The organism is Kitasatospora sp. NPDC048239, assembly GCF_043202015.1.
Taxonomy (GTDB): Bacteria; Actinomycetota; Actinomycetes; order Streptomycetales; family Streptomycetaceae; genus Kitasatospora.
Genome location: NZ_JBICZP010000004.1, coordinates 716,355 through 728,963 on the forward strand (window position 1 = coordinate 716,355; position 12,609 = coordinate 728,963).

Genomic DNA, 12,609 nt, shown 5'->3' on the forward strand with positions numbered 1-12,609 from the left:
CCGTGTCCGCCGTACCCGAGGACGAGCAGCCGTACGAGGAGCTGCTCGACGACGACCTGTCCGCGATCGCGGTGACCGGGATGGCCTGCCGGTTCCCCGGGGCCGACTCCCCGGCGGAGTTCTGGGAGCTGCTGCGCGCCGGGGCGGAGCCGCGCGAGGAGGTCCCGCCCGGGGAGCTGCTCCGGGCCGGGGTCGCGGAGCCGTCCCCGGGCGGCCCGGTGCACGTCCCGGTCCGCCGGAGCCTCGCCGACCCGGCGCTGTTCGACGCCGCCGCGTTCGGGATGACCCCCGCCGAGGCCGCGCTCACCGATCCGCAGCAGCGGGCCCTGCTGGAGCTCGCGGTGCACGCGCTGGAGGACGCGGGCATCGACCCCGCGGCCTTCCCCGGCGCGATCGGCACGGTGGTCGGCCTCAACCACTCGGAGTACCTGCTGCGCCATGTGCTCAGCCACCCCGAGGTGGTCGCCACCCACGGCTGGCACCGGGTGCTGATGGGCAACGACCGGGGTTTCACCGCCACCCAGATCGCCTACCGGCTGGGCCTGACCGGTCCGGCCTTCGCGGTGGACTGCGGCTGCTCCGCCAGCCTGGTCGCGGTGCACCAGGCGGCCAGGATGCTGCTGGACTACGAGGCGGACGCGGTGCTGGCGGGCGGCGCCGCGATCAACCCGCAGGACGTCGGCTACGAGTACACCGAGGGCGGCATCGTCTCGCCGGACGGCCGCTGCCGGCCGTTCTCGGCCGAGGCCGCCGGCACGGTGTTCGCCAGCGGGGCCGGGCTGGTGGTGCTGCGCCGGCTGGAGGACGCGCTGGCGGACGGCGACCGGGTGCTCGCGGTGATCCGGGCCGGTGCGGTGAACAACGACGGGCGCCGCAAGAGCGGGTACACCGCGCCCAGCGTGGCCGGCCAGGCCGAGCTGGTGGCCCGGGTGCACCGGCTGGCCGGGATCGGCGCGGACCGGGTGGGCCACCTGGAGGCGCACGGCACCGCGACCCTGCTCGGCGACCCGATCGAGGTCGCCGCGCTGACCGAGGCGTTCCGGCAGACCACCGCGGCCCGCGGCAGCTGCCTGCTCGGCTCGGTCAAGTCCAACATCGGGCACCTGGACTCGGCGGCCGGCATCGCCGGGCTGATCAAGACGGTGCTGATGCTGCGCCACCGGGAGTTCGTCCCCACCCTCGGCTGCGAGTCGACCAATCCGCACATCGACTTCGCCACCTCGCCGTTCAGGGTCTCCGGTGAGCTGCTGCCCTGGGAGTCCGAGCTGCCGAGAATGGCCGGGGTGAGCGCCTTCGGGGTGGGCGGCACCAATGCGCACCTGCTGCTGGAGGAGGGCCCGGAGCGGCTGCCCGAGGGCGACCCGCCGCGCCGGGTGTTCGACCGCCGCCGCCACTGGCTGGACGCCCGGCCCACCGGCGTGCCCGAGGCCGGCGCCGAACAGACCGGCGCCCTGGGAGCCGAGGCGCTGGAGGCCGGCGCGCTGGAGATCTTCCGGAGCGCGCTCGGGACGCCCGAGGTCGGCCCCGAGGACGACCTGTTCGTGCTCGACGGCGACTCGCTCACCGCGCAGCGGATCGCCGCGCTGGCCCGGGCCCGCTGGGAGGTCCGGGTCCCGCTCGGGACCTTCCTCGACGAGCCGACGCCCGCCCGCCTCGCCGCCCTGGTGGCCGAGGCCCTGGCCCGGACGCCCGACCCGGTACCGGCCCCCCGCCCCGAGGAGTCCGGACCGCTGCCGGTACCGGCCCTGCTGGAGCGGTTCCTCTTCCTGGACGAAGTCCCCGGCGCGGCCGAGGCCTACCACGTCCCCGTCCTCGCCGAGCTGGCCGGTCCGCTGGACCAGGCCGCCCTGGCGGGCGCGCTCCAGGACGTGGTGGACCGCCACGACGGGCTGCGGCTGCGCTTCCACCGCTCCGAGCACGGCCCGCGGTTCGAGATCCTGCCGCACGCCGCGACCGCCCTGCCGGTGGTCGACGTACCCGACGAGGACGCCCTGCACCGGGCCGTCAACGACCTGCTCGGCACGGCGATCCCGCTCGATCCGGCGCCCGCCCTGGTCGCCCGGCTGTTCCGGCGCTCCCCCGAGCGCCACGTGCTCGCCCTCGTGGTGCACCACATCTGCGCGGACGCCCACTCCACCGAGGTGCTGCTGCGCGACCTGTACGCCTGCTACGCCCGGCGCACCGGCGCCCCCGCACCGCAACTCCCCGAGCTGGCCGGCCTGTTCGCCGAACACGCCCGGTCCGTCGCCGACTGGGCGGACTCCGCCGAGGCCGAGCTGCAGGCCGCGTTCTGGCGCGCCGAGCTGGCGGACCCGCCCGAGCGGCTGGAGCTGCCCGGCCGGGCCCGCCGCGCCGAGCCCCGCTACCGGGGCGAGCTGCTGGAGTTCTCGCTGCCCGAGCGGACCGCCGACCAGGTCCGCGCGCTGGCCGAGCGCCGCCGGGTGACCCCGTTCACCGTGGTGCTCGCCGCCTTCACCGTCCTGCTCGGCCGGCTCGGCGCCCGCTCCGACCTGGTCGTCGGCACCCCGGTGGCCGGCCGCCAGCACCCGCGCACCCGCGACCTGGTCGGCAACTTCGTCAACACCCTCCCGCTGCGGCTGCGGCTCGACCCCGCCGAGGACTTCACCGCGCTGGTCGACCGGGCCGCGGGTCGGCTGCGGGCCGCCCTGGACCACCAGGACCTGCCCTACGAGCTGCTGGTCCGCCGGCTCGGACAGCCCGCCGACCAGCGCGAGGCACCGCTGTTCGACGTGCTGTTCAACATGCTCGGCGGCGAGTCCGGCCCGCCCCCCGCACCGCCCGGGCTGACCGCCCACCCGGTGCCGTTCGACCGCGGCGGCAGCCCCTACGAGCTGTCGCTCGACTGGTGGTTCGACCCGGACGGCGGGCTCGGCGGGCGGTTCCGCTACGACACCGACCGCTTCGAGCGGGCCGCCGTCGAGGACTGGCGGGACTGCTTCACCCACCTGCTGGACCGGCTCACCGCCGAGCCCGGGGAGCCCGTCGCCGCGTGGCCGGCCGAGCCGCCCGCCCTCGCCCGCCGGACGGCCCAGGCCCTGCGCGGGCCGGTCGCCGAGGTGCCGCAGCCGCCCGTGCACGAGGTCTTCGCCCGCTGGGCCGACCGGGAGCCGGACCGGCTCGCCCTGGCCGGCGGCGGGACGGAGCTGACGTACGGGCGGCTCGCCGCCGTCTCGGCCGCCGTCGCCGGGCTGCTGGCCGGACACGGGGTGCGCCCCGGCGACCGGGTCGGCCTGGTCCTGCCCAAGGGCGTGCCGGCGGTGGCCGCTCTGCTCGGGGTGGTCCGGGCCGGCGCCGTCGCCGTCCCCTTCGACCCCGGGCTGCCCATCGCCCGTCTGGCCATGATGGCCGCGGACTGCACCCCGGCGGTGGTGCTCTGCGAGCAGCCGGAGGCGGCCGCCTTCGCGCCGGAGGCCGAGCCCCTGGTGCTGCCGTCGCTCGCCGAGCTGGCCGCGGCGCCCGCGCCCGCCGAACTGCCCTCCGTCGGCGGCGCGGACCTCGTCTACCTGACCTACACCAGCGGCAGCACCGGTCGGCCCAAGGGCATCGCCTTCCCGCACCGGGCGCTGACCAACCTGATCCACTGGGAGACCGAGGGCTACCACCGGGGGCTGCGCTGGCTGCAGTTCGCCCCACTGGGCTTCGACGCCGCCTTCCACGAGATATTCGGCGCACTCTGCGGCGGCGGCTCGCTGCACGTCGCGGACGAGGAGACCCGCTACGACCACGAGCTGCTCGCCGACCTGATCGCCGGGCACCGGGTGCAGAAGGCGATCTGGCCGGTCTCGCTGCTCAACTCGGTGGCGGCGGTGTTCGAGGACGACCCCGAGCCGTTCGCCTCGCTGTGCGAGATCGCCGCGACCGGCGAACAGCTGCGCCTCGGCGCCGGGGTGCTCGCCTTCTTCGACGGGCTGCCCGACTGCCGGCTGATCGACAACTACGGCCCCGCCGAGACCCATGTGGTCACCTCCTACCGCTTCCAGGGCCCGCCCGCCGACTGGCCCCGGTACGCGCCGATCGGTCGGCCGCTGCCCAACACCGTGCTGCGGCTGACCGACCAGGCGGGCCTCGACGTGCCGTACGGGACGGTGGGCGAGCTGCGGATCGGCGGGGTCTGCGTCGCCGACGGCTACCTCGGGCTGCCCGAGCAGACCGCCGAGCGCTTCGGGCGGGCCGACGGTCTCGACTGGTACCGCACCGGCGACCGCGCCCGGCTGCTGCCCGGCGGGGAGCTGGAGTTCCTCGGCCGCGAGGACGGCCAGGTGAAGATCCGCGGCCACCGGGTGGAGCTCTCCGAGGTGGACCTGGCGATCCGCCGGGTGCCCGGGGTGCGGGACGTGGCGCTGGTGGTGGCCGGGCAGGAGGGCGAACGGCGGCTCGACGCCTACCTGGTGGCCACCGCGCCGGTCGAGGCGGTCCGCGAACGGCTGCTGGCCGAGCTGCCGTCGGCGCTGGTCCCGGCCACCTTCACGGTGCTGGACGCGCTGCCGGTGAACGCCAACGGCAAGGTCGTCCCGGCCCTGCTGCCCGCCCCCGGCCGCCCGGCCCCCGCCGCCTCCGCGGACCTGTCGGCTCCGGCAGGTCCGGCAGCTCCGGCAGGTCCGGCCGGGGAGGTACTGGCGCTGTTCCGCCGGGTCCTGGAGCGCCCCGACCTGGCGGCCGACGCGGACTTCTTCGCCGTCGGCGGCCACTCCCTGCTGGCCATCCGGGTGCTGTACGGGCTGCGCGAGCGCTTCCCCGCGGCGCACGGACTCTCCGTGGCGGAGTTCTACCGCTGCCGCACCGCCGAGGAGGTGGCCCGCCGGCTGGCCCCGCACGGCGCCGAACCCGCCCCCGGCCTGCCCCGGCCGAGGGTCCAGCTGCCGGCGGGCGGACCGCCCCCGCGGCTCCCGGCCGGCCTGCGCCCGGCGGCCCGGCCCGAGGCCACCGCGGGCGGCAAGAGCTTCGTCCTGGAGCTCGGCCCGCACCCCGACCCGCAGGCGCTGCGCCTGGCGTACCGGGCGCTGCTGCGCCGCCATCCCGCGCTGCGGCTGTCGGTCGCGGCGGACAGCGGCGAGCTGACGGTCCGCCCGGCCGAGGCGCTCGACGACGCGGTGCCGGTGCTGGAGCCCGGCCCCGCCGTCCGCCCGGCCGACCGGCCCGACTGGCTGTACCGGACCGCCCGCGGCCTGGCGCCCGACCCGCGCCACGACCCGCTGCTGCGGCTGGTGCTCGCGACCCCGCCGGACGGGCCCGCGCTGCTCGCGCTGAGCGTGCACCCGCTGGCGCTGGACGGCCTGGGCCTGCTCACGCTGGTCCAGGAACTGGCCACCGCCTACCGGGATCCGGCGGCGCTCGGCCCGCAGGACGACGGCTTCCTGCGCCAGCTGGCCTGGCGGGACGGCCTGACCGACGGCGAGGAGGCCAAGCGCGCCGCAGAGATCTGGCACGAGCTGCTCGCCGGGCCCGACACCCCGGACGCCCCGTCCGACGCCGCCGGCACGGACGCCCCGGACACCGAGGCCGAGTGGGCCCCGCACTCCGGCCTGCACACCGCGGTCCGCGAGGCCGGCGCCCGGCTGGGGATCTCGCCGTACACCCTCCAGCTGACCGCCTTCGCCATCGCCGCCGCCCGGACCGCGGGCACCGGTGCACCCCGGATCGCCCTGCCGTGGGACGGCCGGGCCGCCGCCGGCCTGGAGGACAGCGTCGGCGCCTTCGCCGAGGTGGTGCCGCTGCCGGTGACGGTCCGCCCGGACGAACCGGTCGCCGCCGTCCTGGCGACGGTCCGGGCGCTGCTGGCACGGATCGAGGAGGCCCGGCCGGTCCCGTTCGCCGACCTCGCGGCCGCCGACCCGCGGCTCGCCGCCGCCGGCCGGGCCGACCTGGTGTTCAACTACGCCTGGGACGACGGCGGGGAGCCGCTGTTCGCCGGGCACCCCGTCCACTGGGTCGGCCCCGAGCCGCTGCAACCCGGGCAGCGGACGCGCTTCTCCGTCGTGGACGGCCCCGACGGCTTCCTGGTGCGGGCGCGCTCCCGGCCCGGCGGGGCGGACGCACACGCGCTCACCGCCGCGTACCGGGAGGCGCTCTACGCGCTGCTCTTCGACCCGCAGGCCCGCCCCGACGGGCTGCCCTCGGCCACCACCCCGGATGAGGAGTCATGAGGTTCGGCCTGTTCTTCTTCGCCAACGGGGACGACCCCGACGAGCAGTACCGGCTGCTGCTGGAGGCCGCGGCCTTCGCCGACGCCGAGGGCTTCTCCGCGGTCTGGACCCCGGAGCGGCACTTCCACCCCTTCGGCGCGCCCTTCCCCAACCCGGCCGTCACCGGCGCGGCCGTCGCCGCCGTCACCCGCCGGATCTCGGTCCGGGCCGGCAGCGTGGTGCTGCCGCTGCACGACCCGCTGCGGGTCGCCGAGGAGTGGGCCGTGGTGGACCGGATCTCCGGGGGCCGGGCCGAGATCGCCCTCGCCTCCGGGTGGAACCCGCAGGACTTCGTACTCGCCCCCGAGCGCTTCGCGGCGGCCAAGGCCGAACTGCGCAAGGGCCTCGACAAGGTGCGGCTGCTCTGGTCCGGCGGCGAGGTCGACCGGCCCGGGCCCGGCGGCGGCACCCACCGGGTCCGCACCTACCCGACGCCCGCGCGGGGCGGCCTGCCGCTGTGGATCACGGCGGCGGGCTCCCCGCAGACCTACGCCCTCGCGGGCGAGACGGGCGCCGGGGTGCTGACCCACCTGCTCGGCCAGTCGCTGGAACAGCTGGAGGACAACCTCGCCGGGTACGCCGACGCGCTGGCCGCCCACGGCCACGGTCCCGAGCGCGAACGGGTCTCCGTCATGGTCCACACCCACCTGGGGTCGGACCGCGAACAGGCACTGGCCCGCGCCCGGGAGCCGCTGCTGGCGTACATGCGCTCCTCGCTCAACCTGTTCGGGCTGAACACCCGGCCGGGCGCCGACGCCTCACCGGAGGCGATGGACGAGCTGCTGGAGCTGGCCTACCGGGACTTCTCCCGGGAGCGCTGCCTGCTCGGCTCGGTAGAGGACGCCCTGCCGCTGGTCGAGTCGCTGGCCGAGATCGGGGTCGACGAGATCGCCTGCCTGATCGACTTCGGCATCGGCACCGACGCGGTGCTGGAGGGCCTGCACAACCTGGCCGAACTGCGTCGCCGCTGCGAGCGGCTGTGACCCCCGGCCGCGGCACGGCACCGCGCACAGCACGGGGCACCGCGGCCCGGCCCGGGCTCGGCTCGACCCGACACGCCGTCCGACCCTGACCAACCTGACCGACCTGACCGACCTTGCTGATCTCTACCGACCTTGACCGACCGACAGGAGCAACCCGGTGACAACGAACGACGGACCGCGGACCGCCGGGGAGCGGATCAGAAGGATCGCCGGCGCCGCGCTGCCGCTCTATCTGACGATGATCGCCGCCTCGGCCGGCGCCCTCGTGGACACCGCCGTCCTCGGCCACCACGGCACCGCCTCGCTGGCGGGCCTCGGGGTGACCATGGCCGTGTTCGGCCCGGCCACCGCCGCGATCGCCGGCGCCCAGCGCGGGGTGATGCCCTTTGTGACGGAGCACCAGGACGACCCCCGGCAGCTGCTGTCCGTCCTGCGCAACAGCATGTGGCTGGCCGTGGCCACCGGCGGCCTCGGGGCGCTCGCGGTCGCCGGGGTGCCGCTGATCGCCCGGCTCGGCGGGGTCCCGGACGAGACCGTCGACGGGCTCGGCTTCTTCCCCCTGCTGCTGGCGCTCGACACGCTGACGGTCGCGCTCTCCACCACCGCGGCCTCGGCGCTGATCGGACTGGGCCGCAGCCGGGTGGTGATGCGCTCCGGGCTGGCCGGCACCGCCACCGCCGTGGTGCTGTCGCTGCTGCTGGTCGGCGGACCCGGCCCGCTGCCCGCGCTCGGCCTGAACGGCGCCGGGATCGCGATGCTCGCCTCCGGGCTGATCAGCGCCGTGGTCGCGCAGGTGGCGCTGCGCCGGGTCCCCCAGCTTGGCGGGCAGCCGCTGCGGCTGGGCCGGCCGCAGCCGGCCGAGGTGCTCGGCCTGGCCCGGGTCGGGATCCCGCTGGCCGCGACCGTGCTGATCAAGTTCGCGGTGCTCGGGGTGCTGGCCTTCTCGGCCGCCCGGATCGGCACCCAGGACGCCGCCGTGCACAGCGTCGCGGTGTCGCTGGTGAACCTGGTCTTCACCGCCGCCGTCGCGGTGGGGCAGGCGGTCATCCCGTTGGTGGCCGACCGGTTGAAGGAGGAGGACCTGCCGGGCGTGCGGGCCGGGGTGGGCTCGGGGCTCGTCGTGGCGGCCGGGGCGGTGCTGCTGCTGGCCACCGTCCTGACGGTGCTGCGCGGCCCGGTGCTGGAGGTGTTCAGCACCGACCCGCAGGTGCGGACCGGTCTGGTCGACCTGCTGCCGCTGGTGCTGGCCGCGACCCTGGCGGACGCCCTGCAGGCGCTGTTCGGCTTCGGGCTGATCGGGGTCCGGCGGACGCTGCCGAGCATGCTCTGCTTCGCCACCGGTTACGGCGTGCTGGCCTTCGCGGCCGGTCCGGCGGCCGCCTACGGCGGGCTCACCGCGCTCTGGTCCACCCTGGCCTGCGTCAATCTGGCCCTGGTCGCCGCCCAGGGCTGGTGCTTCCGCCGGTACAGCGCGATCGCGGTCGCCGGTCAGGCGGTCCCCGCCGCGGCCTGATCGGCCCGCCGCCCGGCCGCCCGGGGAAACCACCAGGCCCGCGCCCCCTCTCCCCGGGGGCGCGGGCCTGGTCGCGTCCGGCCGATCCAACCCGGCGTCGCGCGCCCGGCAGGATCGGCCGGAAAGGGCCTGGTCGTGTCACCGCCCCGGTTCGACCGCCGACAGCGGTGTGTCCGGCTGCTCGACGGCGGCCCGCAGCAGTGTGAGCAGGCCGTCGGCGAGCCGGCGGGCGGTGGCCGGTTCGAAGAGCCCGGCCGCGTAGTCGAGTTCGCCGGTGATCCCGGCCGGGCGCCCGGTGACCGGGTCGCCGTGCTCGGTCAGGGTGAAGAGCAGGTCGACCTTGGCCGTGCCGGTGCCCAGTTCACGCGCCCGGACGGTCAGCCCCGGGCACTCGGGCAGCCGCGGCGGCTCGACCTGGAACGCCAGCAGCACCTGGAACAGCGGGTGGTGCCCGTTCGCCCGGGGCGGCGCGGCGAGCGCCACCACCCGGTCGAACGGGGTGTCCTGGTGGGCCAGGAACTCCAGGTCCGCCTCCCGGACCCGGGCCAGCAGCCGGGCCGCCGACGGGTCGCCGGAGACGTCGGTCCGCAGCACCAGGGTCTCGGCGAAGAAGCCGACCAGGCTCTCCAGGTCGCGCTCCGGGCGGCCCGCCACCACCGTGCCGATGGCCACGTCCGTCCCCGCCCCGGCCCGGGCGAGCAGTCCGGCCAGCGCCGCGTGCACCACCATGAAGACCGTGCAGCCGTGCCGGCGGGCGAGGTCGGCCAACCCCTCGTGCAGGGCGGCCGGGACGTCCAGCGGGATCCGCCCGGTGCTCCCGTCGTCCCCGGCCCGGGGCCGGTCGGTGGGCAGGGCCGGCTCGGCCGGCAGTCCGGCCAGCGCGGTGCGCCAGAAGGCGTCGTGCCGTCCGGCGCCGGCCGGGTCCGTCCCGGACCGGTCCGCGCGGTGCCGGCGCAGGGCGTGGTCGGCGTACCGCAGCGGCAGCAGCGGGAGTTCGGGGGCGCGGCCGGCGAGCCGGGCCCGGTAGGCGGTGAGCAGGTCGTGCAGCAGCGGCCCGGTGGACCAGCCGTCGGCCGCGGTGTGGTGCAGCAGGAGCAGCAGGGTCGCCCGGTCCGGCCCGGTGTGCCAGAGCGAGGCCCGCAGCGGGAGGTCGGTGGCCACCTCGAAGACCTCCTGGACGGCCTCCCGCAGCCGGTCCTCCAGCCCGTCCGGGGAGACGTGGTGCTCGACCGGCTCCGGACGGGCCAGCGCGGCGGGCACGACCAGCTGGTACGGGTCGCCGTCCTCGTCGGGGAGCAGGGTGCGCAGGGGTTCGTGGCGGTCCGTCACGTCGGCCAGCGCGTCCCACAGGGCGGCGGAGTCCAGCGGTCCGGCCAGGTCGACGGCCAGCGGCAGGTTGTAGCGGGGGCTGGGGCCGTCCAGCAGGTCGATGAACCAGAGCCGGCGCTGGTTGGCGGTCAGCGGGAGGCGCTCGGGGTCCGGGCCTGGCTGCTCGCCGGACCCGTCTGCGGGCCCGGCGTCAGGTCTGGCGCCGGGGCGGCCCGCCGACCGCGCGGGTGCCTGGTCGGCGAGCACGGCCAGCCGCCGGGCCAGGTCGGCCACGGTGGGCGCGGCGAGCAGGTCCCGCAGGGTCGGTTCGACCGACAGCCGGTCGTCGAGGCGGGCGATCAGGCGGACGGCCAGCAGGGAGTTGCCGCCCAGGGCGAAGAAGTCGTCGTCGGCGCCGAGCGGTCCGGTGCCGAGCACCTCGGCGAACAGCTCGGCCACGGCGGGTTCGAGCGGCCCCTCGGCGGGGCGGCCCCCGGCGCGGGCGGCGAGCCGCGGGGCGTACCGCGGCCCGGCCAGCGCCTTGCGGTCCAACTTGCCGCCGGGGGTGGTGGGGAGGCGGTCCAGCCAGACCAGGGCGGCGGGGACCATGTAGCCGGGCAGCGCGCGCCGGGCCCGTTCGAGCAGCCGTGTGGTGGCCGCCGCCTCCTGCCCGGGGGCGGGCTCCGGGGTGAGGTAGGCGACCAGGCCGAGCCGTTCGGGGGCCGCGCCCCGGGCGACGACGGCCGCCTGGGCCACCGCCGGGTCGGCGAGCAGGACGGCGGCGATCTCCCCGGGTTCCACCCGGTGGCCGCGGATCTTGATCTGGTCGTCGGCCCGCCCCCGGTACTCGGCGGTGCCGTCGGGGCCCAGGGCGACCAGGTCGCCGGTGCGGTACATCCGGCCGCCGGACACCCCGGCCGGGTCCGCGACGAAGCGGGTGGCGGTCAGCCCCGGCCGGCCGAGGTAGCCCCGGGCGAGGGTGGGGCCGGTGAGGTACAGCTCGCCCTCGGTGCCCGCCGGGACGGGTCGCAGGTCCTGGTCGAGCACCCGCACGCCGGTGCCGGGCAGCGGCAAGCCGATCGAGGGCGGCCCGGTACCGGCGTCGACCTCGGCGGTCAGCGACCAGATGGTGGTCTCGGTCGGCCCGTACAGGTTGGTGACGCTCACCGCCACCGACCGCAGCCGGTCGGCGAGTTCGCGGGTCAACGCCTCTCCCCCGACCAGCGCCCGGACGCCGTGCAGCCGTTCGGGCCGGCCCGCCAGCAGGGCCTGCCAGAGCGAGGGGGTCGCCTGGACGACGTGCACGCCGGTGGCGGCGACCAGTTCGGCGAGCGCCACCGGGTCGCCGGCCTGGCCCGAGTCCGCGAGGACGACGGTGGCACCGGCCAGCAGGGTGCCGAAGAGCTCCAGGCCGGCGATGTCGAAGGCCACGGTGGTCGAGGCGAGCACGCGCTGCCCCGGCCCGATGCCCAGCCGGTCGACCAGGGTGGCGAGGGCGTGCGCGTAGGCGCCCCGGCTGATCACCACGCCCTTGGGGCGGCCGGTGGAGCCCGAGGTGTGCAACACGTAGGCGGGCAGGTCGGGTTCGGGAGCCACCGGCTCCCCCGCTGCGCGCACCGGACCGTCCGGGGTGGCGTCCGCCTCGTCGAGCAGCAGGGCGGCCAGGCCGTCCGGGGCGAGGCGGTGGGCCCCGGCGCGGTCGGTGAGCAACAGCCGGGGGGCCGCGTCCTGGAGCGTGAGCGCGGTCCGGTCCGCCGGGAAGCCCGGGTCGACCGGCAGATAGGCGGCGCCGACGCGGAGGACGGCGAGCAGGGCGGCCACCAGCTCGGGGCCGCGCGGCAGGGCTACGGCCACCAGGTCCCGCGGCCCGACCCCGTGCGCGACCAGCCGGCCGGCCAGCACGGCGGCCCGCCGGTCGAGCTGCCGGTACGTCAACTGTCGTACGGCTCCGGCCCGGTGCCGGGTCAGCACGGCGATGTCCTGCGGCCGGTCGACGGCGTGCCGGGCGACCGCCTCGACGGGGTCGAGGACCCTGGCCGAGGCGGGCGTCCGGTCGTGGGCCTGATCCCTGGTGTGGCCGCGAGGTGGTGCCGGCCAGGCGTCGATGGCGGCCAGCGCCTCGTCCCGGCCGGTGTCCCTCAGCACGGCCCACCATCCGTGCGGGACGGCCAGCTCCTCGGGCCACAGCGAGTACTCGGCGGAGTCGTTGCGCAGGACCTGGTAGCGCCGCCGCGGGTCGTCGAACGGATCGTGCACGGGTACTGCCTCCTGGACGGCCGATCATCCCATCATCTGTGACATGTGAAATGCTACATACGCTCCACCGCCACGTCAGCCGTACCCGAAGGCCCACCCCCGCCGGCCCGGCGCGGCCACCCCACCCGGGCCTGGTCGGCACCCGCTCGACCCCGGGCGGCACCGCCTGGACATCATCCGGGAATCAACGCCTGGAAATCAGCGTCCGGAAATGCAGAGAAGCCCTGACCGGTGACCGGTCAGGGCTTCTCTGGAATGATTGTTCGGCGGCGTCCTACTCTCCCACAGGGTCCCCCCTGCAGTACCATCGGCGCTGTGAGGCTTAGCTTCCGGGTTCGGAATGTAA

At 76.7% G+C, this 12,609-nt stretch carries 4 protein-coding genes and 1 rRNA gene; 3 read left to right on the top strand and 2 right to left on the bottom strand.

The window, feature by feature from the left end:
• The first annotated feature begins 2 nt into the window (after positions 1-2).
• From ACGFZP_RS14760 to ACGFZP_RS14770, 3 genes are all read left to right on the top strand, one after another.
• Positions 3-6,164, top strand: coding sequence for an amino acid adenylation domain-containing protein (locus ACGFZP_RS14760; RefSeq protein WP_392932194.1), 6,162 nt, complete (start codon positions 3-5; stop codon positions 6,162-6,164).
• Positions 6,161-7,186 carry a MupA/Atu3671 family FMN-dependent luciferase-like monooxygenase gene (locus ACGFZP_RS14765; protein WP_392932196.1) on the top strand — a complete coding sequence of 342 codons (1,026 nt, stop codon included), beginning with the start codon at positions 6,161-6,163 and terminating at the stop codon, positions 7,184-7,186. Before ACGFZP_RS14760 ends, ACGFZP_RS14765 begins: the two co-directional genes overlap by 4 nt.
• Before the next feature lie 157 nt (positions 7,187-7,343).
• On the top strand, positions 7,344-8,699 hold the full coding sequence (locus tag ACGFZP_RS14770) for an MATE family efflux transporter (protein ID WP_392932198.1): 1,356 nt from the start codon (positions 7,344-7,346) through the stop codon (positions 8,697-8,699).
• Positions 8,700-8,837: 138 nt separating this feature from the next.
• Here the strand turns inward: ACGFZP_RS14770 and ACGFZP_RS14775 are convergent, their stop codons facing one another.
• The gene (locus tag ACGFZP_RS14775; RefSeq protein WP_392932200.1) at positions 8,838-12,263 is read right to left on the bottom strand and encodes an amino acid adenylation domain-containing protein; all 3,426 of its coding nucleotides are present in this window, start codon (positions 12,261-12,263) and stop codon (positions 8,838-8,840) included.
• 261 nt (positions 12,264-12,524) lie between these two features.
• A 5S ribosomal RNA gene (gene rrf, locus ACGFZP_RS14780) occupies positions 12,525-12,609 on the bottom strand; the annotation flags it as partial.